This window comes from Brevibacterium sp. ZH18 (assembly GCF_022748595.1).
GTDB lineage: Bacteria > Actinomycetota > Actinomycetes > Actinomycetales > Brevibacteriaceae > Brevibacterium.
Window position 1 is genome coordinate 1 of record NZ_JALDSX010000055.1, and the last position, 24,688, is coordinate 24,688.

Below are 24,688 nucleotides of genomic sequence, written 5' to 3' on the forward strand. Positions count from 1 at the left end.
ATCATCGGCCCTTCTTGGATGAAGTCGGAGTATCAGAGGATTCGGCGAGCTCCGGAGAACTCGTTGCCTGTGTCCCAGGACTTCCAGTCGGTGACGTAGACGTCTTTCGACGCGTTCGGCGAGTGGATCATCTTGCCGTCGCCGATGTACATGCCGACGTGGTGGACTGTGCCCGAGCTGGTCGAGAAGAACAGCAGATCGCCGGGCTTGAGGTCATCCGACGAGACTTTCTTGCCGGCCTTCGCCTGTTCACCCGAATCGCGTGGAATGTCGATTCCGTGTGCGCGATAGATGCTGTAGGTGAACCCGGAGCAGTCGAACCCGTAGGCGGAGACACCGGCCCACAGGTAACGAAGTCCGTCGAACTGCTTCGCGGTCTTGACGAGGTCATCGCCGCTGGGCTTCTCAGCCTTCTCACCGTTGTCATAGACGGCGACATCATCGATGTCCATCCAGGCAGCGCCACCGCCGGGCAGTGCCACTCGCACATCGTCTACGTCCTGGGCGATGAGCGGCAGCTCAACGTTGAAGCTGGGGTCGGCGCCGGTGTCCTTTGTGAACTCGATGCCTTCGAGGTCAGCCTTCTTTGCGGTCACGACTGCTCGCGGCTGGTCGTCCTTGAGCTGACCGAAACGGTCGTTCTCGACGAGCTGCTTCGTCGGGACCCAGCCCGGATAGCCTCTATCGTTCTTCGGGGTGGACTGGTCCTTCACACTGACGTAGGCCCACTTGCCCTTGGTTTTGAGCACAGTGACCTGCGAACCATAGACAGCCTGGGTCTCGACCTTGCCGGTCAGTCCGCGCCGAACGTCGGTGCTCTTCAGATTCTTGTTCCACTTGTCGAGGTCGACCGGGTGGCCTAGGGCAGGCTTGTCTGCTTTCCGGGGTGCCTTTGAATCCGTCCAGAGAGTGGCGACGGTGACGTCGACGTAGGCCGTTTCGCCTTTTTCGATCTTGCCGTCAGTGATCGGCTCAAGCTCCTGGCCGGGAACTACTGCGGCTTCCAAATCGGTTGCGGATTCTTCATCGGCCGATGTCAGATTCTCCGACAGTGCGGGAGCACTTGCGCCGAAAACCAGTCCGAGCCCAAGTGCTGCAGAAACAGCAATTTTGGTACGCATTATTTCTCTTTCGGTCTGCGGGTGTCACGTCCGCGTGGGGGAAGACGCCGAAATCGCAGCGCCGTGGGATCCTGGGATCCTGCAACGCTGGGCGAGTGCCAGTGAAGGCAACGCGTCCTGCTCATTCGGTTGGCATGCTTCGCCGCTCATGGAGCGGACTTTCGCTGATCGGGGCCGAAATCGGCTCAGCCAGCGAAGGTCAATTCCACGTGCGTCGAAACGCTGCTCAGTGTCGATCTTACTGTCCGCTGAACAGCGAACGGCAAACTCGATACTGTGGCAGGATATCGTGCCTCGAGAATGAAAAGAAGTGTCCTTGCTCGAATCGATGCAGAGATGAGATCTCTTTCGACTGTCGCTTGAGAGTAAGGGCGCGCCCAGTTACCCGGTCGTGTGTTGCAGGCAACTGATGAGCTCACCTCAATGCCGTGCGCCCGCTGCGGGATGTCGGTGCGCTTGCCTCGGCTTCTTCCTTCGAGGCTCGGCGACTCTCAGGAGAGAATTTTGGAAGCCAGCAGCTCAAGGGTCCGCACACGTCCTGGATCACGACGAATGTCTTCGCCCTCCATAGCGCCTGCGACGGGCTGGATCATGATCTCGTCAACGTCGAAGCGGCCTGCAAGCTCTTCGAGCTGAGCGGCTGCGGTGTCCGGGTCTCCGATGATCCAGTTCTCGGCCATCTCCTCGCCGACCATTCTCTGCTGATCGGTCATCACCGAACGGACGTCATCTCCTGCCAGCCGCAGCGGACCCATAGCTCCACCTGTTCGCAGTGAGGCCATCTGCAGCAGGAACGGCTCCGAGCGCAGCTGCGCCTCTTCGAGGGTTTCGGACACGACCGCATTCACTGTGACGAAGGTGCGTGGCTTGTCCCCGTAGGATCCGGGGGTGAAGTTGTCGCGATAGATCTTCATACCCGTCGTCGCACCGGCCGCGAAGTGGTTCGCGAAGACGTAGGGCATGCCGAGCTCAGCCGCCAGTCGCGCGGAATAGCCGGAGGATCCCAGGAGCCATAGCAGTGGCCGGGTTCCCGGTGCCGCTGCGGGTGTGGCTCGAAGGACGTGTTCGCGGCCGCCATGGAGCGGAACGCGCATTCCTTCCGGCGTCATCAGGCTCAATGTGTCGATGACGTGCTGCGGGAACTGTTCGACCGGATCCACGGTGCGACCTTCCCTGTCGACCATCCGGCCTTCGCCGAGGTGGCCCCTCATCGCCGCCGAAGTGATCGGATCCGTACCGGGAGCCCGTCCGATCCCCAGATCGATGCGATCACCATAGACCGCGGCGAGAAGCGAGAAGAGTTCGGCCACAGCAAGTGGTGCATGGTTGGGCAGCATCACACCGCCGGATCCGAGTCGAATCCGCTCGGTTCCGTGCCCCAGATACATGAGTTCAGCGCCAGGCATCGTCGAAGCGATGGCAGGCATATTGTGGTGCTCGGCAAGCCAATAGCGGGTGTATCCAAGCGCATCGGCTGCCTGAACGATTTCACGGGACGCGGCGAAAGAATCTGAGGTGGTCTGTCCGACGCGGACAGGCACGAGGTCAAGAATTGATAGCTCCATATTGAGGCCAACAGCGGCATCAGCGGGTTCATTCCTCGCCGCAGTGGGTCGAGCGGGAGGCAATGTGCACCTGGGCCCCGCAGCCGACCGCTCGCACACTTATCCCCTGACATCTCGCTGAGGTGTTAGTCGAAAAGGGTGTCTGAGATCTCTCTCGCAATGAATCTCGCATGGAGTATCGGACGTCGTTCGGGATCGATTGTCGCCGGTGGGACCCAAGCGGGCCGTCCATCCTTCAACATCACCGTGTGCCAGTCCGATTTATCGATCAAATGGTGATGCGCTGAGCATGCCAAGGTCAGATTATTGATGCTGGTGTTCCCATTGTCTGCCCACGGAACTATATGGTGAGCATCGCACCATCCTGGTGGGGTGCTGCAGCCAGGGAACGTGCAACCCTGGTCACGGCTGGAAAGTATTGTCATCTGCTTCGGTGTTGCGAAGCGACTCTCTGTCTGAATCTGCATCGTCGTCGATTTGTCAGACATCAGGTGGAAGAAGACCGCACCGTTGAGCCCTTCAAGAGCTGCCGTATGCATCGGAAATTCTACCTCGGCGCCGGTCGTTGCTCGCCCCGACTGCTTGGCCAGGTCTTCAGCCTTTGCCGTGACCACGAGGGCAAAGGGTGCACCGGCCATGGCTCGCTTCATTTCGATGCGGCCGATCATCGTGGCGAACCGTTCGTAGATCTTGTTCTTCACTGTTGGCTGCTGAGAGCCCATCGGAACAATGGTTCCGTCTTCTCGAACCCCGGATTCCATCGAAACTTCGTGGTCACGGGCATTCGGAGCGGGCTCGTCATCCGCGCGCCAGCCGTCCAGAGACTTCGGAGCAGATCCTGCCGGTGTGGGCTCGAGCGCATCTGACCTGTCACCTCTGAGCACCTGGCTGAAGACATCGACGATCTCACGGTCGAGTTCGTCCTTGTCAGCGTTGGCGCTGTCCGTGCTCGCTTCGTCTGCGCCTTCCTCGTCAGCGTCTGTGCCGTCGCTGCTGCCGGCTTCACCGCCTGGAGCGACTTGATCCGATTCCTGCTCAGTGTCTGGGCTGTCGGCCTTGATCCTCGAAGTCAGGAGTCCGTTCATGATTCCACCGGTCACCGCGTCGAGGACACCTTTCAGCACCCACTTGCCGTCTTTGCGCTCGCGTAGGTTCACAGCGAGATCATCACGTTCTGGAGGTTCTTCGGGCAGCACGCCATCTGGATCCAGCCAGGCCAGAATCTCGTTGAGCAGGACTCGAATGTCGCGTACTCGCACCAGAGGCGCGTTTTCCACGAGGATGACTTCCGCTTGCAGTCTGGTATCGGAACCCAACCGCGACGGAATATCGTGCAGGCACTTGATGATCGTGTCGGCCTGCGTCACCGACAGCACGCCCTGAAGCAGCCCAGCGGAAACGGCAGGGTATCTCGGCTCTACAGACTGACCACTGACACTGACCTGCTTCCCCAGATCCTCGGCCAGGTCCACGCGCCGTGCAGCTTCACGCCCGGAAATGCTCAGACGATTCTCCACCAGTTCCCTCGTCGATTTCGCGCCGTAGTCTCGCGGAGTTCCTGACCTCTGGAAAACAGACAGCGTGACAATCGAGAGCGACTCCACCAGGCGGTTGATCGCCTCGATCCCTTCCATAACAGCGACCGCGTCGTCAGGGCCCATCGGCCGTGTAAACGACTGCAATTCACCTACGAGGGTCTGGAGTCCTTCAACGCTTTCTGTCACTTCTGGTGCGACCCGGGAGATTTCCGACAGAGTCTGGTCATTGAGCAGCGGATGAACTGCCTTCGCCGCCAGTTCGCTGGAAAATCCGGAGCCGACCACGCCATCTGACGGTGCAGGACCGAGGCTGGCGAGCACTTCCCTCTGCCGTTCGGCCCTCTCCTGCTGCTCGTGCGCAGCTTGCTCGTCTGCCGCGGCCCGCTCGGCTGCGAACTGCGCCTCTTCCGTTTCCTCGCGAACTTTCTGCTCCCGATACTCAGGCGTCTTCATAAATGCGGCATAATTCGCATCCCGCTCGGCCTTGGCTTCTTCGGATCTCGCGCGTCGCCAGGCTTCCTTCTCTGCATCGAGGTCAGCAATGACTCGCTGGACCTCCGCTCGAGTTGTCGGTTCGCTGCCGTCGGCAGTCCAGGGGTTCACACGATCCGATTCCTCCGGGGAAGACCGCTCCCTCTCAGCGGCATCACCATCGACCGCGGGGACAGCGGGAGTGGCGATGTTATCGCACCAGTCCTGCTTCTCGCTCTTACGGTCGGGGGTGAGAGTCATCTTCTCGATATCCATTCGTCAACTGCTCTGTTGTCCGCTTAGAAACCAGTTTACTCTCACGCAATGACCCAAGTCTATAGATTTGTACTATTAGTTTACTAATATCGCATCTATTCTATCCTCGGAGCGCATTTCCTCGGCAGCCTGATCCAGCTGAGGGAAACCGCAACCAACCCAAAGGATCCAGACTCAGCCACAGATGAGCAGGCGGGCAGATGGGCAGACGGGCAGACTTAGCCACCGATGAGGCAACGAGCCGACGAACCGACGAGCCATGACCTGCCGGGACAGCGAGTCGCCGATTCAGCGATCAGGCGGAACCACCACCTGCAATATGGTCGGTCCAGCACCTGAATCTCACTTATTTATCCCTCCGCAGCCCAATCGCTTCTTCAGATGCACCCGCTGCCTCTCGCGACCGAACAACCTCAGGAAGTGGGCACCGGCGTCGTCAGCGCCTCCCCGCCAGTGCGGTGCGCGGGTGCGGGTATCGGATTCCGCCAGCGCGGTGCGCGGGTATCGAATTCTGCACCCTCTCCCGCACTCAGCGTCATGGATTTGCCGCCCAGGATCAGCTGGAGCCTTCCTCTGATCACAGACCATCGAGCGGCAATTCGTCGTGCGGCAGACCATAGATGCCTGCGAGCTCCGCCCCTGCAAGGGACTGCGCAATGGCGCCCTGCAGCTCAGTTCCACGGTCCATCGTTCACATCTCAGGATCACATCTCAGCCCGATTTTGCCGTTTCGGCAAAAGCAATTGCTTCCCTGCAACTCGGACCGCAGACTGTTGACGTAGCCGAGCCTCATCCAACTGCTGATTGCTGCATCGCGTCTTATCAGCCGATCACCTCACGAACGTCATTGGAAGGACCACCATGATCACCCCAGAGCCAATGCCGACTTCACCCTCGGCCACATCTTCATCCTCGGCTACATCGTCACCCTCCCCCACATCGTCACCCTCCCCCACATCTTCGCCCTCCCCCGCATCTTCACCGTCGACGACCGCCACCATCGATCCGTCAGCAGCCGTGACCACCACTTCGACGACTGCCGCCACCACCTCGGCGAACGAAAAATCCGCCACCGCCGAGGTGGTCGTCATCGGAGGGGGCGCCGCCGGGTTGGCGGCGTCGATCGTCCTGGCTCGCTCGCTTCGCAGCGTCATCGTCGTCGACGCCGGCTCCCCGCGCAATGCGGCAAGCGCCCACGCGCACAATGTCCTCGGCAATGAGGGAATCAACCCGCGCGATCTCATCGCCGACGGTCGGCGGGAGGCAGAGCGCTACGGAGTCGGGTTCATCGACTCAACCGTCGAAAGTGCCGGGAGGCTGGACGAGGGCGATGATTCCGACTTCCTCATCGAGACCGCCGCCGGCCACCGGGTCAGCGCACGCCGGGTGATCATCGCCACCGGGCTCACCGACGAACTCCCCGATATCCCTGGTCTGGTCGAAGGATGGGGCAGCACCGTTCTCCACTGCCCTTATTGCCACGGCTACGAAGTTCGCGGTCAGAACATCGGCATCATCGGCACTACAGCGATGTCATACCATCAAGCGATGATGTTCTCCCAGCTCAGCGACCGTGTCACCTTCTTACGACACAATGCGCCAGAACCGGATGAGACGCAAAGGAGAATGCTCGTTTCGCTCGACATCGCCTACGTCGACGCCGCAGTCGAAGCGGTGGAACGCACAGGGGCCGGAACCGTTGTCACGCTGCGCGACAACGAAGCCAGGACCACGCTGCGCGACAACCAAGCCGGGATCACGCTGCGCGACAACGAAGCCGGGACCGTACTGCGCAACAACGAGCACGGGACCACGCCGCACAGCAACAGGGCAGGCACCGATTCCGCACCCTCGAACCTAACTTTCGACGCTTTGGCCGTAGGTCCCTACTTCCGCGCGAACGGCGAAGTCTTCGAGCAGCTCGGCGGCACCGTCGTCGCCCACCCGACCGGCATGGGCACGTCCATACCCGCCGAGGCGAACGGAGCCACCGCTGTGCCCGGTGTCTGGGCAGTGGGAAACAGCGCGGACATCTCGGCCATGGTGGTGGCGAGCGCGGCCAGCGGTGTCATGGTCGGTGCGCAGGTCAACGCCGAACTCATCATGAGTTCTGTGTCGTAGTGAGCGTCCCGACTGTCGTGCGAAGTGCCATAGGACGCCACACGACGGCTGACTCAACTCAGTGGCTGGCCTTCACACAGAGGACGGGGCAGACGGCTTCGAGGATGACTCGTTGGATCGTCGAACCCAGGAGGAACTTCCCAACCGGGGTCCGCTTCCGGGTGCCGAGCACGATCAACTCAGCCCCCACCTCGGCGGCGGCGTCGAGAATCTGCTCGGCGGGGTCGTACTCGCTGCCACGCGTCAGCACCTGCGACTGCACGCCGGAGCGAGACAGATACTCCTGGACAGACTTGATCTCACCCTCGCCGAGGCGGTAGGAATCTCTGCGATCGGATGATCGGGAAGCGTTGACGACGACCAGTTCCACGCCGTTCTTCTTCGCCTCTTCGATCCCCTTGTCGAGGGCCGCATGGCCCGCTGGATTGTTGACATAGCCCACGACGATGGTCATTTTTCACCTTCACTTGTTGATCGGCTTGAACGAATTGATCGGCTTGAACGTATCGAACGTATTGAGTGGCTTGAACGCATCGGACGCATCGGACGCATCGGACGCATCGAGCCTATCGACCGGCCTGGACGCATCCAGCCTATCGAACGTATCGACCGGCTTGAACGCATCGAACGCATCGAACGTATCGGATGCGAGGCACAGGGACGGGCGGGGCCCACCGCAGCATACGCAGCGGTGCCCGCTTCGGTGCCCACGACGATGCGTCCCCCGCTCACGTGAGTTCTTCGGGATTGCGGAACTTTGTGCTCGCTCCCTTGACCGAACGGTTCCAGAACCAGGTGATCGCCCAGAGGACGACGCCGATTCCGATCAGCGCCAGCGCGATCTGGTATTGGATGAGGTCGTCGAGGCGAGCCCAAGGTCCGACGAGGAACGCGCAGGTGAACACACCGATCCAGGGCAGGAACTTAGGTGCCTTGAAATGCTCGTGCTCGACCGGCTTCTTCCGCAGGACCAGCACCGCGACATTGACGACCGCGAACACTGCGAGCAGCAGCAGCGAGGTCGTGCCGCCCAAGGACGCAACGACCGTCTCAGGCAGCAGCGTGGTCACAGCGATGATCAGCGCGAAGGCGATGAGCGTCGTGAACAGGATCGACACCCAGGGGGAACGACGACCGCGCAGCACCTTCGCGAACACGGGCGGCAACACGTTCTGCTTCGACATTCCGTACAGCAGGCGGCTGGCCATGAGCATGTTGATGAGCGCGGAGTTCGCGACTGCGAACATCGTCATGAACGGGAAGATCACATCGATCGGAAGGTCGGGCGCACCGGCTCTGACGACCTCCAGCAGCGGTGTCTCGCTCTCGGACAGTTTGCCGATCGGCACCGCGGCCACGGCCACAAGTGAGACGAGCACATAGATCGCGCCGGTGATCGACAGCCCTGTGAGCATGATCTTCGGGAAGACTCTCGGGTCTTTGGTCTCCTCGACCATGTTCACCGAATCTTCGAAGCCGACCATGGAGAAGAAGGCCAGCGAGGTCGCGCCGGTGATCGCGAGGAACACGCCCTTATCGTCTGCGGTTTCGAAGATCATCACGCGGGAGAAGTCGGCGCTGCCAGATCCCAATGCGAAGAAGCCGACCAGGATGACGAGCAGCAGGCCGCTGAGTTCGATCACCGTCAACACCACGTTGAACCAGACGCTCTCCCCCACGCCGCGCAGGTTGATCGCCGCGATGACTGCCAGGAAGCCGAGCGCGATCCACATGACCCCCGTGCCGGAAACGTCCCATCCGAACCCGGCAACCATGTTCGAGGCGAAGACGCTCGACGCCGTCGACGCCGAGGTGATACCCGAGCTGAGGACCGCGAAGGCGACGAGGAACGTCACGAAGTGGATCCCGAACGCCTTGTGCGTGTACAGCGCTGCACCAGCTGCCGTCGGGTACTTGGTGACGAGCTCCATGTAGGAGAACGCCGTGATCAGGGCGACTGCGAAGGCCAGGATGACCGGCGCCCAGCCGGCGCCGCCGACCTGACCGGCGACCTTGCCCGTCAGAGCGTAGACACCGGTGCCCAGGATGTCTCCGACGATGAAGAGGAGCAGAAGCTTGGGGCCCATGACCCGCTTGAGGGTCTCCGGCTGCTCCTCAGTGCCTGGGCTCTCCTGAGTGGTGTTGCCGCTGTGACTCACGATGTTTCCTCCGTGTTCGCCCGTGACCGCGGCCTTGCGATCACTGGTGTTTGCTGCGGACCACGTCGAGGAAAGCCGTCAGAAGCGCCTTCGCGTCCCGCTGACTGTCCTCGCCTCGTTCCTCAGCCTGCTTGAGGAGCGTGTCCTTGTCAAAACCCAATTCTTGCAGTTTTTTCGCATCCCAGTTGCGTATATTCTGCCCAGTCGACTCGGGATGGAACTGCGTACCCCACGCATTGCCGACCCGAAATGCCTGGAATCGGCAGGCAGTGCTGCTTGCCAGCAGAGTCGCCTCGGGCGGAAGTTCGACAATCCGATCGACATGACTCTCGACGAAGGCCGCGCGAGTCCCGATCGCGGAGAACACAGGATCCTGTGCCGCGTCTTCGGTCATATCGATCCAGGTGTAGCCCTTTTCAGGCGCCCCGGTGCGGGCCCGGACGTCACCGCCGATGACATTGGCGATGAGCTGACCGCCGAGGCAGATGCCGAACTGCGGCAGATCCGTCTCGAGCGCCTGCCGTGACAGTGCCGCCTCGGCGGCGAGCCACGGCGCACGGTCGGTCTCGTCGGGCATGTACCCGCCCCCGAGCATGATCAGTCCGTCGTAGTCTGTGAGCGCGCTCGGCTCGGGTAGCCGGGACACCCCGCCGATGCGCAGGTCGAACTCGATGTTCTCGCTGATCATCCACTTCGTCAGCAGTCCTGGCTGGGATTCGATGTCGTTGACGATGACGAGGAGCCGAGTCATCTCACAGCCCCTTACCCGCCGAGGCGGCCGCACCTGCCGTACCTGTCATACCTGCCGTACCTGTCTTACCTGCCGTACCTGTCGACGGGTCTGTGGTCGCCGGGTCCGTGGTCGCCGAGGTCCCGAGGAACGCCGTGTACGCATCCTCGTGTGCGTCGAGGACCCGCATCGCGTTGTCGAAGCCGAGCTTGCGCAGGTCGGATTCCGACCATCCGCGACTGGCCAGCTCCTCGAACAGCGCAGGGTACTGGCCGGCGTCGCCGAGTCCGGTCGGCAGCTCATCGATGCCGCAGATGTCCCCGCCGAGGCCGATGTGGTCGATTCCGATCCGTTCACGTACGTAATCGCAATGGTCGGCGACATCGGCCACGGTCACCTCGGGGGCGGTGCCGTTCTCTCCTGCCTCCACCCATTCGCGACGAGCATTCGAGACGAACGACGGCACGAAGGTCATCATCGCCACTCCCCCATTGCCGGGCACCCGGTCGAGGACGTCGTCGGGGATATTGCGCAGATGCGGGTTGAGTCCGAATGCGCACGAGTGGCTGAAGATCACCGGCAGCGTCGAGATGTCCAGCGACTGGTGCATCACACTCGGCGCAACGTGGGAGAGGTCGACGATCATGCCGATCCGGTTCATCTCCGCCACGACCTCGCGGCCGAATTCGCTTAAGCCCCCGTGCTGCGGTTCATCCGTGGCCGAGTCCGCCCATGAATGCGTCGTCGACCAGGTCAGGGTCATGTACCGGGCACCCGCCCGCGCATACGAACGCAGGACGGCCAGCGATTCGTCGATCTGCTGCCCGCCCTCCACACCCATGAGCGAAGCGACCTTTCCGGAATTCCGGGCGGCGACAACCTCGGCGGCGGTGCGGGCGAACTGCAGCCGTTCGGGATAGGCAGTGACGACGCGCTGGACGGCGTCGATCTGCTCCCAGGTGGCCTTGATTGCGTCGGCGCCCGTGATCGAGGAGTGGACGTAGACCGACCAGTACTGCGCGGCGACGCTGCCATCGCGCAGCTGATCCATCGTGGTGAACGGCGAGACGCTGGGGTCATTGAGGCCCTCGACGCTGTAGTCGCGCTCCTCCCGCAGGTACCAGGCCAGGTCGTTGTGTCCGTCGAAGACGTCGTAGGTCATGTGGTGTCCTTTGCAGTTCGTTGTATGAGTAGGTGTCGCCGAGGCGGTCGTGCGTTCAGTTCAGAGGAATCGGTGGATCGCCTCTCCGGCCTCGCGCATGATCGGCATGACGTCGACGACACGGTCCGTGCCCTTGTCCCAGTTCGCGAACACCGCGTAGGCGACTCGGCGCCGAGGCGTCATGACGATTCCCGCATCTGCCCGGATCGAGTCGTCGGTCCCGGTCTTGTTCCAGACCCAGACGTCGCGTTGGTAGTTGTAGTGGGCCAGAGGATCGAGGTCGAACGCCGAGGCGACCATGGACGTGTCCGCTCCCCCGCCCAACCAGCGGCGGAAGATCTCATTCGTCGATTCGTCCCAGAATTCGTCCTTCGCGTGTCTGGCCATGAAGTCGGACAGCTCGGCGGCGGTTCCCGATGAGAGTGTCCGCGGTGCCTTGGCTGGGCGAGGCCAGCGGAGGAAGTCGTGCAGGCCGGAGTCCCGGTAGCCCAGATCCTCGACTTGGCGGGCGACGTTCTCGAGTCCAACTCGGCGGATGAGCACATTCGTCGCGAAGTTGTCGCTGAAGGCGCCGATGAGCACGGCTACGTCATAGATGCTCAGGTCATCCTGCTCCATGAGGTACCAGATGCCCGACTCGTCGACCCGTTCCGAGGGCCGGCGCGACAGCCGTTCCTGCAGATTGAGATTGCCGTTGACATGCATCTGCAGGGCCGTATGCAGGAGGAAGACTTTGCCCATGCTCGCCGTGTTGAGCTCGTCGTTCTCGTTGTGCGCGAACACGCGTTCGCCGCTGTCCACGTCGAAGGCCAGGGCGCTGAAGCGCACTCCCGGCAGCCGGTCGAAATCCACGTCACCCATGCTCGCACTCCTTGTTCTTCGCTGCATTCGCTGTCGTCTGTCGGGAAGCTGGTCGCCGCCAGAGTGTCCGCTCATCCGTCCACCCACATCCGCGGGCGACCGCCGGCTGGCGCTTCGAGGGTCACATCGACGCCCAGCGGTGCGCTCGGCGCATCGGGGTCGTGCCCGAAGCCCATCTCGGTCACGATCGGGATGCCCGAATCGCCCAGATAGTCCATGAACAGCGCTTCGACTTCGTCGACCGGAGCGCAGTCCTGCCACGACCCGAGCACTACCGCGTCCGCCGAGTCGAACCAGCCGCCCCGCACCAGCTGCACGAGCAGATTGTCGAGGCGGTAGAGCTCCTCCTCGACGTCCTCGAGCATGAGGATCGTCGGCCCGAACTGTTTGCGGTGCTCGCGCACGCCGAGCAGTTCGGGACTGCCCATCGCTGCTGCGACAAGACTGAGGTTTCCCCCGCCGAGGCGGCCCTTGGCTGACCCGGGCACCATCGTTCGCGCCCGGCTGAGTGGGCGAGGGGACGCCGAGCTCGCGCCGGTCCGCGATTCCCCCGTGGGGAACCCGAGTTCGCGGCCAGCCCAGGGTTCGAACAGCCAGGTGGCCACCTCGGCGGGGACGACCGTCGAGTCCTTGAACGGATCGTTGCCGACCATCGGGCAGAACAGGGTCGCAAGCGACAGGTGATGGTGCCAGGCCTGGTGCAGGGCGGTGATGTCTGAGGAACCGGTGAGCACTTTGGGCCGCCCGTCGGGCCGCAGGGAGTGCCGGCGCATGAGGTCGAAGTCGATTCCGTCGAGCAGACGCATCGCCCCGTAGCCTCCGCGCAGGGCGATGACCGCCGAGGCGTCCGGATCGCACCAGGCGTCGACGAGGTCGCGTCGGCGCTGGTCATCGGTGCCTGCCAGGTATTTCACGTGCGGGTGGCGTGCGCGGACGTTCTCGCCCAGAACGACGGTGAGTCCCCAGGATTCGAGCTGGCCGACGGCTCGCTGCAGGGACTCCTCGTCCGTGGGGCCCGAGGGCGCGATGAGCCGGACGGTGTCGCCGGCCTGCAGCGGAGCGGACTCGAGGTACGGACTCGTGCTCGACTCCGGCTGAGCGCCGGTAGGGGTTGGACTACTCATTCCTGACCAGACTCTGACTTCCCAATCGGGGAACTGCCGCGAGGAGTTCCTGCGTGTATGCGTGCTGCGGGTTCGCCAGCACGGTGTCGACGTCGCCGTATTCGACGATCTCACCCTTCTTCATCACCGCAACCGTGTCCGCGATATTCCAGGCCAAGCCCAGATCATGGGTGATGATGAGCGCGCTCATGCCCAGGTTCTTCTTCAGCGCCAGGAACAGGGAGAGGATCTCTCCTCGCACCGAGGCGTCGAGGGAGGCGACGGGTTCGTCGGCGATGAGCACCTGCGGGTCCAGCGCCAATGCTCCGGCGATGACGACCCTCTGCCGCTGTCCGCCGGAGAGCTCCTGCGGAATCGACTCGAGGTAGTCCGCGGCGGGTGTCAGCTCGGCGGCTTCCAGCGCCCCGACGACTCGGGCGTATTCGTCATCGGTGATCTTCTGCACGCGCAGTCCTTCGACCACAGCCTCATAGACGCTGCGCTTCGGATTGAGTGAGCCCGAAGGGTCCTGCAGGATCATCTGGACTTGCCGACGGAAGGTCCGCAGCGCCTTCGCCTTTCTCGGCAGCGCCTTGCCCGCGAACTCCATCTGCGAGCCAGGATCCACCTCCTGCAGACCGAGCAGAGACCTGGCCAGCGTGGTCTTTCCCGACCCCGACTGACCGACAACGGCGAGGATCTCGGCCTTGTGCAGTGCGAGGTTCACATTCCGTACAGCCCGCTCCCTGCCCTGACGGGTGTCGAACGAAACATTGAGGTTCTTGGCTTCGAGGACCACCTCGGAGGTCTTCGTGAACGGCTCCGCCCGGCGCACCTCGGCGGGTTTGAGGGTTCGCGGGTTCATCCGCGATTCGGGGTCGCCGATCTGCGGGAACGCACCGGCCAGCTGCTTCGTGTAATCCTCGGCCGGATCGAGGCAGACGCGGTCGCTGGGACCGTATTCGACGAGCTTGCCGAAGCGCATGATCGCAAGGTTCTCGCACACTGCGGAGAGCACCGCGAGGTCGTGGCTGATCATGAGAAGCGAGATCCCACGCTCGGCCACGAGCTTGGCCAGGCCCTGGAGGATCTGCTTCTGCACGATGACGTCGAGGGCGGTGGTCGGTTCGTCGGCGATGATGATGTCCGGTTCGCAGGCGAGCGCCATGGCGATCATGATCCGCTGCTTCTGCCCACCCGACAGCTCGTGCGGATACGCCACGGCCTTGCTCGGATCGAGGTCGACCTCCCTGAGGAGTTCGAACATCCGGTCTCGTCGTTTGGCTGGGTTCGTCCACGTGCCCTTCGCATGATGCTCGAGGGCCTCGATGATCTGCCCGCCGACTTCGCGGACGGGGTTGAGCGAGTGCAGGGCACCCTGGAACACGATCGAGGCCTGCGCCCAGCGCACGGCGCGGATCTCGCCGAAGCTGAGGTCCTTGATGTCGTTGCCGCCGAGGCGGACCTGACCGTCGATCTGCGCGGACTTGGGCAGCAGGCGCAGCACCGACATGATGAGCGTGGACTTGCCTGATCCGGACTCCCCGGCAATGCCGAGCGTGGCGCCGGTGGGCAGGTCCAGGCTGATGTCGCTGACTGCGACGACGTCACCACGGGCCGAGGCCGAACGGTAGGTGATCGAAACCTTGTCAAAGCTGAGGTCGGTCATCAGCGGCTCCTCAGGGCTGGGTTGATGATGGCCTCGAATGCGCGTCCGACCATCGTGAAGGCGAGCACCACGAGCAGGATCGCGATGCCGGGTGTGAGCACGTACCACCAGTAGCCGGAGGTTGCGGCGGAGATGTCCATCGAGTTCTTCAGGATCGTGCCCCACGACTCCTTGCTCGTGTCCCCCAGACCGAGGAAGGACAGGGTGGATTCGGCGATGATCGCACTTCCGACTGTCAGGGTCGTGTTCGCCAGCACCAGCGGCATCACCGCGGGCAGCATGTGCTTGAACAGGATGTGACGATGTCCGGCACCGAGGATGCGCGCCCTTTCGATGTAGAGCCGCGACTCCACGCTCAGGGTCTGGGAGCGCACGATGCGTGCCGTCGACGCCCACGACGTCAGCCCGATGGCGACGACGATCGTGAAGACGCCGCGTTCGAGGACAGAGGACAGGACGATCGCCAGCAGCAGGGAGGGCAGGACAATGAAGAAGTCGATGATGCGCATGACGATCGCGCCGAAGAACCCTCCGAAGTGTCCTGCCGCGAGGCCCATGACGGTGCCGATGACCATCGACATGACCGTGGCGGCAACGCCGACGAGGATGGACACGCGGGCTCCCCAGAGGATGCGGATCCAGAGTTCGCGACCCAGGTCGTCGGTGCCCAGCGGGTGGGCGAAGCTCGGCGGGGCGTAGCGCGGAACGTCGAGCTGCTTCGTCACGTCGAGCATCGACGCGGGTGCGATGAGCGGGGCGAAGATCGCGATGAGGATGAAGAAGACGAGCACGATCGCGCCGACCAACGCGGGGATGTCGGAGCGGAACAGGGACCAGTTCTTCTTGGCGTTATTCAACCGGCGTTCGCGGACGAGCTTCGCGCCGTCGATGACCGGAGTCTGCCTCGCCGAGGCGGTGGTGGCGTTCGAGGCGGAGGCGTTCGCCTCGGCGGTGGTGGCGTTCGGGGTGGTGCCGGCGTTCGGGGCGGAGGCGTTCGCCTCGGCGGTGGTGGGCTTGTCACTCATCATGCTCTCCTGACTCGTGGGTCGAGGAACCGGTAGACGATGTCCGCCGCCAGGTTCATGACGATGATGATGGCCGAGAACACGACGAACGTGCCCTGCAGCAGCGGCAGGTCCGGCCCGCTGATCGCTTCGAAGGTCAGCTTGCCCAGACCTGGCCAGGAGAACACGGCCTCGACGGTGACCGCACCGGCGATGAGTCCGCCGATGTGCATGAACACGACGGTGACCGTGGGCAGCAACGCATTGGGCACTGCGTGCTTCTTGCGCACCTCGTCCTCGGTCAGGCCCTTGGCCCGGGCTGTGGTCAGGTAGTCCTCGCTCATCTCTTCGATGAGAGAGGCGCGCATGACCATGAGGAATTGAGCGTAGACGACGGCCACCATGGTGATCACCGGCAGGATCAGGTGCTTAATGACGTCGATGATGCCAGCGAACGACCACGGGTCGAGTCCCGGGGTGATCATGCCGCCGGTGGGCAGCCACTGCAAGGTGCCGCCGAAGATCATGAGCAGGATGAGACCCAGCCAGAAGGTGGGCACCGACCAGAACACGAGCGAGGTCGAAGAGGCGACCTTGTCGAAGAGCGAATTGCGGCGCCAGGCCGAGAGTTGGCCCAGCCACAGGCCCAGTCCGATCGCGATGACCGCGGCCGTGGCGGTGAGCAGGAGCGTGGGACCTAAGTAGTCGACGATGAGCGCGGAGACGGGTTTGCGGTAGACGTAGCTCTCACCGAGGTCGCCGGTGAAGATGCCGACCAGGTAGTCCCAGAACTGGACGATGACAGGTTTGTCGAGGCCGTACTGGCTGCGCAGCTCGGCGATCTGCGCCGGGCTCATAGGCCGTTCCTTGGCGATCTTGAGGACCGGGTCGCCGGGTAGCATGCGGAAAGCGAAGAAGCCGAGGACGACGACGAGGATCATCGAGGTCAGGGCGCCGCCGAGTTTGCGCAGAAGGTAACCGAGGAACGATCCGCCCTTCGGCGGTTCGTCCATGTCACGTGGCTGGCCCGGACCAAGCAGGTCCGGAGCGCCGGGGTCAGCCCCGCCGGGTCCGCCTGCAGGGTCACCCCCGCCGGGTCCGCCTGCAGGGCCGGGATAGCTATGGGTCGGTGTCGTCACTGGGGAACTCCTGGTCGTGCGGGGGAAGCGAGTGGTGCGCCTGGCCTCATGTGTCACGGAACATCCGCGGAACTTTGTGGTCCGGGAACCGTTATGGTCCGGGAACCGTTATGACCCCGGAACCGTTATAGCCCGGGGAACCTCGTCCCGAGCGCCGTGGTCACGACGCTCGGGACGATGATTCTGCGGCTGAGACTATTCGCGATCTTCGGACTTCTTGCGGCGGTTGAGCAGGAAGCCGCCTCCGCCGATGACCACGATGGCTGCCACGGCAATGCCGATCCAGCCGCCGGCACCCATGCCGCCGCCCTGGCCGGAAGCGTCATCGGCCTTGGCAGGCTCGACCGAGGAGTATCCCCAGTAGCCGACCTGGTTGGCGATGATGCCGCCGTCGGTGGGCTGCTTGGTGAACCCGGTGAACCGATCGGAGCGGTAGGCCTCGAGCTGGTTCGGGTACCAAAGCGTCACCGAAGGCGTGTCCTCGTAGTGCTGAGCCAGAGCCTGGTGGACGAGGTCCACGCGCTTCTTCTCATCGAGTTCGGTGTGCTGTGCCTTGTAGAGCTTGTCGAATTCCTTGTTGCAGTACCCATCCTGGCTCGTCCCGCCGTTGCCGTCAGCGTCGGGGCGGCTGTCGCAGGTGTTGATGCCGAGTTGGTAGTCGGGATCAGGGTTGATCGACCAGCCGGAGTAGTACATGTCGTAGTCGCCCTTGGTGGTGCGCTCGGACACGGTGTCGACATCGCTGGCTTCGTTCTTCAGTTTGATGCCGATGTCCTTCATCCACGGCTCGAGGAACTTCGCCGTGTTCTGTTCGACCGTGGCGTCGGAGTCCGTGAGGAAGCGCAGTTCGAGCTTCTTGCCGTCCTTCTCGCGGATTCCGTCGGAGCCTTCCTTCCAACCAGCCTCGTCGAGCAGCTTCTTCGCCTTATCGACGTCGAAGCCGGAGACCACTGGATTGTCGGCAGGCAGTGCCCACTTCTCGTAGACCGAGGGGATGAAGCTCGTAGCCGGCTGGGCGTAGTCCTGCATCACCTGTTTGCGCAGAGTGTCAACGTCGATGCCCGCACGGATGGCCTGACGGACCTTCTTGTCCTTCAGCGCCTTGTTGCCGGTGCCGAACTCGTTGTTCTTGGCATCGGCCACTCCCGGGTTGATGGAGATTCCCTGGAATCGGCGGCCGTTGCCGACATTGGTCTCGACGTTGTCGGCACCTTCGATGGCCTTGAACTGCTCCGGGGTCAGGCCGGTGATGAAGTCGACCTCGCCGGAGCGGATGGCCTGCACCTGAGCATCGGAGTTCGTGTAGTAGCGGTACTGGATCTCGTCGATCTTGGGCGCACCGCGCCAGAAGTTCGGGTTGGCTTTGAGCGTGACGGACTTGTTCGCCTCGTAGCTCTCAAGCTGGAACGGTCCCGAGCCCACGGACTTCTTGTCGTTCTTGAACACACCTGGCTTGTCGATCTTCGACCAGACGTGTTCTGGCACGACCGGGATCTCCTGGCCGGGATTGTTCGACTGCGGCTTCTTCAGTGTGATGACGACAGTCTGGTCGTCTGGGGTCTCGACTTTGTCGAAGTTCTCGACGAGGCCTCCGTTGGCCACCGACAGTTCGTCCTTCTCCATCATCTGGTTGTAGGTCCAGGCGACGTCTTTGGAGGTGAGCGGTTCATCATCGGACCACTTCATGTCGGGACGCATCTTGTAGGTCCAGACCTTACCTGCGGAATCGGTGTCCCATTCGGTGGCGAGGCCCTCGGTGACCTGAGCATCTTCAGCACTGTTGTTCACGAGGTTCTCGTACATGTACCGGAACGAGTTCGTCGGCAGCAGGTAGAAGGAAGTGAACGGATTGAACGAGTCGATGAACCCGTCCGTGGCGATGCGAAGCACCTTCGAGTCGTCGGCGGCCTCGGTGGTCTCTGCTTGGGCTGGGGCAGTCGCGACGCCGGTCACGAGAGCCATTGCTGCCACACCGGCGAGGTACTTCCCCAGTCGCCTGCGCAGTTTGTGTCGTACGAACATCATTGTCCTTCTGGTCGTGACCAACTTCTGGCGGCAGCCGAAGTCTGGTCGTGATCGAGATGAAATTGTCGGTCGTCGCAGGTGAGAGCCTGCTCACACTTCATCTTAAGTTCTTCTGTGCTCAATTCGGGACAAACGCGCCCTGTCGTTTCGCGCGGTTCTCACCCACTTTCCGCGGCCGAGAAGTCAGCGGTGCACAATCAGATTCTCCAGCCTCGGCGAGGACCTCTGCGACGGTCTGTCCCCGACGGATGAGAACGAACTCGAGCTCTCCCTCGTCAGTCGCCACGCGGTAGCCGAAGACGGGCACGCGTGGGAGCAGGTTGTAGGAGAACGGGTTAGAGAAGTAGTACGCGCCGGTGTCGGGAACGGCGACGAGATCACCGGCGTCAAGGCGCGGCAGCATCCGGTCGCGGGCCAGAAGGTCACCGGCGAAGCAGGCGGGGCCGGCGACGTCGGTGGGAACCACCTCGGCGGATTTGGGACTGCCGTCCGGGCTGAAGGAAAGGATCCGCAGTGGCCAATCGTCGGGGGCGTAGGCCGTGCGGGTGGCGACCTGGACGCCCGCATGGGTCATGGCGATACGGCGACCGCCGGTGGTCTTGGCGTATTCGACGCGAGTGAGGATCGTGCCCGCCTTGGCCAAGAGCGCGCGCCCGAATTCGGTGACGATGTCAAAGTCGAACAGTTCCGGGACCTGCGTCTGGAGGACTGCGCGGTAATCGGCGAAGGTCGGGGTGATGTCTTCACCGGCGAAGTTCACGGGCAGTCCCCCGCCGATATCGATGCGGGTGATCTGGCGGACGCTGCTGCGGGCGCCGGCCCGAGATGCGGCGTGCGCGTTGATCTCCTGCACCAGTTCCACGATAGTGCGGATGCCGGCCGCAGCCTGATCGAGGCTGATTCCCTGGGACCCGGAGTGGACGTGGATCTGAGTCAGCCACGGCCGGGCGAGGTAGGCCTCGATCAGTGCTTCCCGGGCACCGGGGTCGGCTAGGCCGATGCCGAACTTCGAGGTCTGGGTGGCAGTGGACAGCGCCCCGATCGTGCCCGTCCCGGACTGCGGGTTGATCCGGATTCCCACCTTCGCCGAGGTCGTGCGTCCTTCGAGGATCGCGTCGAGGCGCTCGAGTTCGTCGAAGTTGTCGACGTTCATCGAAACGCCGAGTTCGACTGCGCGGTGCAGTTCTGTCATGGTCTTCGCCGGGGAGTCGAAGACGATGGACTCGGGTGCGAAGCCGGCGGTGATGGCCAGTTCGAGTTCGCCCGGACTCGCAACTTCGCAGCCGGCACCTGCCTCGGCGTAGCAGCGCAGCAGCGGCTGCAGCGGGACGGCTTTGCAGGCCACGGCATGGAGGACGTCGTTGTCGCTGGCGAAGGCGGAAGTCAGCTGTTCATAGGCATCGGCGATGTGGTCGAGGTCGATGAGACCGATGGCCGGGGTGGCATCGTCGAGGTGGGGTGTCATGTCGTCAAGCGGCGATGCCGAGGCAGCCAGGCTGTTCATATTCGCAGTGCTGTTCGCGTTCGCAGTGCTGTTCACATTCGCAGTGCTATTCGCTATCGACTCGATTGCGCGGGCGCGTCTGGCTGGGATCGACGGCCCCGTTTGGCTGCTGTGCATGCTGTCCTTCGTTCGTGGTGTGCTGTCACTCTAGAACGCACCTACCAGGACGAACGGACAATAATCTGCCAAACTTTGCCGCAGCCCATTGTGTGATGAACACATTCCTGACTCGGTGACGACAGTGCTGGGCGGGAAGCTCACCGGCAGACGTACCGCCTAGCTCTGCTCCCGATCGAGCACGAGCACGGCCAGCTCCAGCCACAGACGCCCGGCGCGATCAGCCGTCGAGAGTCCAGTGATCTCTTCGATCCGGTTGAGCCGATGCCGCAGCGAATTCGTGTGGACGTGCAGACGTCGGGATGCCTCGGCGGAATTGCCGACCGTCGAGAAGTACACGCGCACCGTCTCGAGCAGTTGACCCTGGTGTTCGGAATCGTGACGCGCGAGTGCTCGCGCAGGCTCCGTGATCCGCGGGTCGGCGAGCAACAGAGCATCGGCGACCTCGAGACCGACGAGCTCCGCCGTAACGTCCTCGGCCGTCGCTCCGACGACCAGGTCCTTCGATCTCGCAGCCGCGTGACTCGATTGCTTCGAAGACCCCTGCGAATTCGCACCGCGAACTCCGAATGACTGTCGTCGGGCCAGCAGGGCATCGACGACGTAGACCGCCTCGGTCCACGACCGGTGCACGTGGTCGAGACGCTCGACAGAGGCACCGACACCGAAGAGCAGCGGCTCGTCGGGCGGCAGGGACCGTTGCAGGGCAGCAGTCACGTGGGAGCAGATGTCAGTCGGCGACAGAGCTTCATTCATATGCACGAGCACAGCGAGGTGACCGTGCTCGTCATCGTGGGCGAGCACTGCGTCGGAGAAAGCCGCGCGGAGATGGAACCGCAGCACGGGCTCCTTCTTAGCGGTCACCTCGGCGATGGCCAGCGTTGCATAGTGCCCGGAGAACGGAAGCGCGAGCGTCGTGGCGGCAGGACCCAGATCGGGCGATCCGCCGAGGATCGACCCCAGGGCCTCACGCCGAATGCGCTTCTCGAACGGCGATCGACGCAGCGTCCGCAGCATGACGGGCAGTGCGGCGCGAGCAGCATCGCGGAGCACGTCGCGCATCGATTCCGGATCCACAGTCGCCGGGTATGCGGCCCAGATCGTGCCGATGAGCTCGCCCTCGCTGCGCAGCGCGATGACAGACCTGGCAGGCGACGAGCCTTCGGCCGGGCGTTCGACGACGTCGGTGGATCGACGCACGACGTCAAGGAAGCCGGACTCCTCGAGCTCGGCGATCCGCCAGTCCGGGATGGCTCCGGACAGGATCGTCTCGCGTCGAATCTCATCGATCTCATCGCCGAGGTTGGAGTGGGCCAGCACTCGCGACGCCGGGTCCTCGATGGTGATCGATGCCCCTGTCGAGTCGGCGATCACAGCTGCCAGTGAGTTGAGATCGTCGACGTCGGGCAGAGCCAAAGTGCTGACGGCGCCCTCTTTGAGCTGCCGCAGGTGAACGATGACCTCGGACCAGGTGACGTGGGCCGATCGTTCGAGGAGGACGGGGAACGATTCGCTGCCGGCGCTGTCTCCCGCGCGTCCGTCCCGCACACGGCTGTCGCCCGCATTCGCGCCGAGGTGGTCGTGGGCCCCCGGCCCCAGCACCAAAGCGGCTGCTCGGGGGTGAGCCGCAATGGCCTTCTCAAGTTCGTTGGGATTCCTCACCGCCTCGGCAATGAGGACGACTGTGCCGACACGATCCGACCCGTCGCTGCTCGCGGCGTGGAGGTCAACGTCGAGTTCGATGCGATTGACCTCAACGTCGGCGACCACCTCGGTCAGGGGAAGGAGAAACCCTTCGGTGTCCCGGATCAGTCGGGACAGCCGCAGCGTCGTATCGTCGGTCATGCCAACACTGTAGCCAATTGAGCTCTCACCAACGGAGTGCTGTCCAATCCTGTCCATGCTGGACCGTGACGTCCATGCTGGACCGTGACTGCCTGAGCTGCCCGAAACTGCCCGAACCTGGCCGCGGCTGCCCGTGGCACGCCTCCCCGTTCAGAGGAAGTTCTTCATTCCGGCGAATAGAACTTGTACTGAATAGCGCGGATGACGACCTGCGCCAGGTTCTTCGCTCCCAGTTTTGTTCGCAGATTCTTTGCATGCGACTTCACCGTGTGCAGTGTGACGACCTGTTTCTCCGCGATCTCCGCATAGTCCATTCCCTCGCATATCTGGCGGAGAAGGAGCTTCTCGCTGGGAGTCAGTTCCGGTGACACGGTCCGCGCATCCGGGCGGATGTCCCCACTGATCATGATGTCCTCCGCCAAAGACCTCAGGAGTGCCGGCGACTCACCTGTGGCCGCGGTTCGGACGACGTCGACCAGCTGCGCGTCAGCCGCAGACTTATTCACCGCTGCGATCGCCCCAGCCTCGAGTGCGCGAGTGATCCCGGGCCCCGGAGAGACCGTGGTGAGCAGCACCACCGTCGCATCCGGATCAAGCTTCATGATTTCGCGGGTCGCGTCGACTCCGCTCATCCCCGGTGGCATATTCACATCCATGAGCACGACGTCAGGACGTTCTGCGATATAGCCGTCCACCGCTTCCTCACCGGAATGAACAGGTTCGAGGACCCGAAATTCGCCGGCATCTCGAAGTGCGTCTGAGACAGCTCTCGTCGTCCACGAATCATCATCGACGACGAGCACAGTGGTCGGCTGCGACCCCACCGAGGTGGAGCCCGGTGCTGCGTTCGACCGCTCATTCGAACCTTCAGCCATTACGTCTGGACCTTCTCCGGCTGGCTGGCCGTGCGCATCGACGCGGAACCCTCGACGTGCTCGCCGCGGTTCTTCGACCCGTCGGCTGCGGTCGTCGCCCTGTGAAGCACTGCCTTCGCCGAGGCGGTTGTGGTTTCGCTGCGGGCCTCCTCGACGAGGCCGCTGGAGGCAGTGTGCTGAACAGGCACAACGACCTCGACGATCACACGCCTGCCCTCCGCGGAGATCACCCGACAGGTTCCACCCACCGCCTCGGCCCTGCAGCGCAGAGAACGCGGCGTCTGCATCAATTCTGCTGAAGCTTGGTTCTCGCTGCGAAAGACAAGCTCTGCCCGGCCGGCAGCACCATGCCGCATCTCGACGTCCAGTGACGCTGGAGTCTCCGGAGTCGAATAGCGAATGATGTTGGTGGCGAGCTCGAGCACGATGGCTCTGAAATTCTGTCCGAGGGAGAACGATGAGTACTCCGGCAGGTCGCCCACATGCGTCGACAGAAGCACGGAACCAGCGGAGCATCCGCTGTCGATCGCCGCGGCCAATTGCCGTGCCTCCGTCTGAAGACGAATCGGCGAGTCGTGAGCGGCTTCCGAGCTCAGACTCGTCACCAGCTGCCGCAGCCGCCTCGTTGCTTCGGCATTGACGAGTGCAAGCTCGGCGAGGTGTCGGCCCGTGTCAGGAGAACCGGTCTCACGCGCCAGGGTCCGAATGATCGCTGCCTCAGTCGCAAGCGAGTGCGAGATCGTGTCGTGCATATCCCTGGTGAACCGTGCGCGCATCGCTTCGACTGCCTTCTGGTGTCCGACGGCGGCCCGCTCGCGACGAATTATTTCGCGTTGGATCCTCAATTCGACGAGGCCCGCAGCCATTCCGATCAGCGAATACGTCAGCCAGCCGAAGCCGAGGTCGATGGTTCCATCGGCTCCTCCGTCGTACGCACCCAGTTCGGTCGACACTACGAGGTACGAGACAAGGCCCAAAGTGGCGACGAGTGAACTGATCCAACGCCTATGGCTCAACAGCACAGCCGTGGCGAAGATGAGAACCTCAGGGAACATGTTCTCCAAGTCGGGATAGAGCACAACGAACACGAGGCTCATCCCGGTTGAAGCGATCGCTGTCGCAAAGGGAAGGAACGAGGCAGGAATGAACAAGGCATATGCGATGACGAGGAGCACCATGTAGCGGGGATCATCGATTTCGAACGATCCCGGGACCAGCACCGTCAGCGCCATGATGAGCGCGAGGAGCCGGATCGGCAGATCAACGAAGCGCGGTCCGCGAAGGAAGAACCACGCACGGGCCAGCGCGCTCGTGGATCCGTCCTCGCTCGATGAAGTCATGGATCCCATTGTGCTACACACCCAGATTGGTTCTGTTCCTGCTCACAGCAACCTGACGGCGGC

Annotated in this window: 19 protein-coding genes; 1 reads left to right on the plus strand and 18 read right to left on the minus strand. The window is 63.0% G+C overall.

What is annotated here, in order from left to right:
• Positions 1-32 precede the first annotated feature (32 nt).
• From MPN20_RS15100 to MPN20_RS17570, 4 genes are all read right to left on the minus strand, one after another.
• A complete protein-coding gene (locus tag MPN20_RS15100) occupies positions 33-1,121 on the minus strand; it encodes a C40 family peptidase (protein WP_242783460.1) in 1,089 nt (362 codons plus the stop codon).
• Positions 1,122-1,612: 491 nt separating this feature from the next.
• The gene (locus MPN20_RS15105; RefSeq protein ID WP_242783461.1) at positions 1,613-2,686 is read right to left on the minus strand and encodes an LLM class flavin-dependent oxidoreductase; all 1,074 of its coding nucleotides are present in this window, start codon (positions 2,684-2,686) and stop codon (positions 1,613-1,615) included.
• Positions 2,687-2,811: 125 nt separating this feature from the next.
• Positions 2,812-4,971 (minus strand): HNH endonuclease signature motif containing protein, encoded by a 2,160-nt coding sequence (locus MPN20_RS15110; protein ID WP_242783462.1) that lies wholly within the window; start codon positions 4,969-4,971, stop codon positions 2,812-2,814.
• A gap of 830 nt (positions 4,972-5,801) precedes the next feature.
• Entirely contained in the window at positions 5,802-6,017 is a 216-nt protein-coding gene (locus MPN20_RS17570) for a hypothetical protein (protein WP_242783464.1), read from the minus strand.
• On the opposite strand from MPN20_RS17570, the gene MPN20_RS15120 reads away from it, so the two are divergent.
• Positions 5,989-7,092 (plus strand): NAD(P)/FAD-dependent oxidoreductase, encoded by a 1,104-nt coding sequence (locus MPN20_RS15120; RefSeq protein ID WP_242783466.1) that lies wholly within the window; start codon positions 5,989-5,991, stop codon positions 7,090-7,092. The two genes, MPN20_RS17570 and MPN20_RS15120, sit on opposite strands and share 29 nt — an antisense overlap.
• A 58-nt stretch (positions 7,093-7,150) precedes the next feature.
• Here the strand turns inward: MPN20_RS15120 and MPN20_RS15125 are convergent, their stop codons facing one another.
• The 14 genes from MPN20_RS15125 to MPN20_RS15190 form a co-directional block, all read right to left on the minus strand.
• Positions 7,151-7,546 (minus strand): universal stress protein, encoded by a 396-nt coding sequence (locus tag MPN20_RS15125; RefSeq protein WP_242783468.1) that lies wholly within the window; start codon positions 7,544-7,546, stop codon positions 7,151-7,153.
• A 274-nt stretch (positions 7,547-7,820) separates the two neighbouring features.
• Entirely contained in the window at positions 7,821-9,251 is a 1,431-nt protein-coding gene (locus tag MPN20_RS15130; protein WP_242783470.1) for an APC family permease, read from the minus strand.
• A gap of 40 nt (positions 9,252-9,291) precedes the next feature.
• The gene (locus MPN20_RS15135) at positions 9,292-10,002 is read right to left on the minus strand and encodes a type 1 glutamine amidotransferase (RefSeq protein WP_242783472.1); all 711 of its coding nucleotides are present in this window, start codon (positions 10,000-10,002) and stop codon (positions 9,292-9,294) included.
• 1 nt (position 10,003) lies between these two features.
• Positions 10,004-11,143, minus strand: coding sequence for a dipeptidase (locus tag MPN20_RS15140; protein ID WP_242783474.1), 1,140 nt, complete (start codon positions 11,141-11,143; stop codon positions 10,004-10,006).
• Between the two features lie 60 nt (positions 11,144-11,203).
• Positions 11,204-12,004 (minus strand): serine hydrolase, encoded by an 801-nt coding sequence (locus tag MPN20_RS15145; protein ID WP_242783476.1) that lies wholly within the window; start codon positions 12,002-12,004, stop codon positions 11,204-11,206.
• 71 nt (positions 12,005-12,075) lie between these two features.
• Positions 12,076-13,128, minus strand: coding sequence for an LD-carboxypeptidase (locus MPN20_RS15150; RefSeq protein ID WP_242783478.1), 1,053 nt, complete (start codon positions 13,126-13,128; stop codon positions 12,076-12,078).
• Positions 13,121-14,776, minus strand: coding sequence for an ABC transporter ATP-binding protein (locus MPN20_RS15155; protein ID WP_242783480.1), 1,656 nt, complete (start codon positions 14,774-14,776; stop codon positions 13,121-13,123). The genes MPN20_RS15150 and MPN20_RS15155 overlap by 8 nt, the downstream gene beginning before the upstream one ends.
• Positions 14,776-15,801, minus strand: coding sequence for an ABC transporter permease (locus MPN20_RS15160; protein WP_242783482.1), 1,026 nt, complete (start codon positions 15,799-15,801; stop codon positions 14,776-14,778). Before MPN20_RS15160 ends, MPN20_RS15155 begins: the two co-directional genes overlap by 1 nt.
• Complete coding sequence (locus MPN20_RS15165) at positions 15,801-16,919, minus strand: ABC transporter permease (RefSeq protein ID WP_242783484.1); 1,119 nt, start codon at positions 16,917-16,919, stop codon at positions 15,801-15,803. The genes MPN20_RS15160 and MPN20_RS15165 overlap by 1 nt, the downstream gene beginning before the upstream one ends.
• Positions 16,920-17,114: 195 nt before the next feature.
• Complete coding sequence (locus MPN20_RS15170) at positions 17,115-18,944, minus strand: ABC transporter substrate-binding protein (protein ID WP_242783486.1); 1,830 nt, start codon at positions 18,942-18,944, stop codon at positions 17,115-17,117.
• Positions 18,945-19,062: 118 nt separating this feature from the next.
• A complete protein-coding gene (locus tag MPN20_RS15175) occupies positions 19,063-20,484 on the minus strand; it encodes a diaminopimelate decarboxylase (RefSeq protein ID WP_242783488.1) in 1,422 nt (473 codons plus the stop codon).
• 240 nt (positions 20,485-20,724) lie between these two features.
• Positions 20,725-22,410, minus strand: coding sequence for a helix-turn-helix domain-containing protein (locus MPN20_RS15180; RefSeq protein ID WP_242783490.1), 1,686 nt, complete (start codon positions 22,408-22,410; stop codon positions 20,725-20,727).
• Positions 22,411-22,574: 164 nt separating this feature from the next.
• Positions 22,575-23,285, minus strand: a complete 711-nt coding sequence (locus MPN20_RS15185) for a response regulator transcription factor (protein WP_242783492.1) — start codon at positions 23,283-23,285, stop codon at positions 22,575-22,577.
• Positions 23,285-24,625, minus strand: coding sequence for a hypothetical protein (locus tag MPN20_RS15190; RefSeq protein ID WP_242783494.1), 1,341 nt, complete (start codon positions 24,623-24,625; stop codon positions 23,285-23,287). The genes MPN20_RS15185 and MPN20_RS15190 overlap by 1 nt, the downstream gene beginning before the upstream one ends.
• Positions 24,626-24,688: the final 63 nt, after the last annotated feature.

What these genes read in the sequence shown, in the direction of transcription:
- MPN20_RS15105 (WP_242783461.1), bottom strand. Translation starts at nt 2,686, where the DNA reads ATGGAGCTATCAATTCTTGACCTCGTGCCTGTCCGCGTCGGACAGACC.
- MPN20_RS15170 (WP_242783486.1), bottom strand. Translation starts at nt 18,944, where the DNA reads ATGATGTTCGTACGACACAAACTGCGCAGGCGACTGGGGAAGTACCTC.
- MPN20_RS15155 (WP_242783480.1), bottom strand. Translation starts at nt 14,776, where the DNA reads ATGACCGACCTCAGCTTTGACAAGGTTTCGATCACCTACCGTTCGGCC.
- MPN20_RS15100 (WP_242783460.1), bottom strand. Translation starts at nt 1,121, where the DNA reads ATGCGTACCAAAATTGCTGTTTCTGCAGCACTTGGGCTCGGACTGGTT.
- MPN20_RS15145 (WP_242783476.1), bottom strand. Translation starts at nt 12,004, where the DNA reads ATGGGTGACGTGGATTTCGACCGGCTGCCGGGAGTGCGCTTCAGCGCC.
- MPN20_RS15140 (WP_242783474.1), bottom strand. Translation starts at nt 11,143, where the DNA reads ATGACCTACGACGTCTTCGACGGACACAACGACCTGGCCTGGTACCTG.
- MPN20_RS15190 (WP_242783494.1), bottom strand. Translation starts at nt 24,625, where the DNA reads ATGACTTCATCGAGCGAGGACGGATCCACGAGCGCGCTGGCCCGTGCG.
- MPN20_RS15160 (WP_242783482.1), bottom strand. Translation starts at nt 15,801, where the DNA reads ATGAGTGACAAGCCCACCACCGCCGAGGCGAACGCCTCCGCCCCGAAC.
- MPN20_RS15185 (WP_242783492.1), bottom strand. Translation starts at nt 23,285, where the DNA reads ATGGCTGAAGGTTCGAATGAGCGGTCGAACGCAGCACCGGGCTCCACC.
- MPN20_RS15180 (WP_242783490.1), bottom strand. Translation starts at nt 22,410, where the DNA reads ATGACCGACGATACGACGCTGCGGCTGTCCCGACTGATCCGGGACACC.
- MPN20_RS15110 (WP_242783462.1), bottom strand. Translation starts at nt 4,971, where the DNA reads ATGGATATCGAGAAGATGACTCTCACCCCCGACCGTAAGAGCGAGAAG.
- MPN20_RS15150 (WP_242783478.1), bottom strand. Translation starts at nt 13,128, where the DNA reads ATGAGTAGTCCAACCCCTACCGGCGCTCAGCCGGAGTCGAGCACGAGT.
- MPN20_RS15135 (WP_242783472.1), bottom strand. Translation starts at nt 10,002, where the DNA reads ATGACTCGGCTCCTCGTCATCGTCAACGACATCGAATCCCAGCCAGGA.
- MPN20_RS15125 (WP_242783468.1), bottom strand. Translation starts at nt 7,546, where the DNA reads ATGACCATCGTCGTGGGCTATGTCAACAATCCAGCGGGCCATGCGGCC.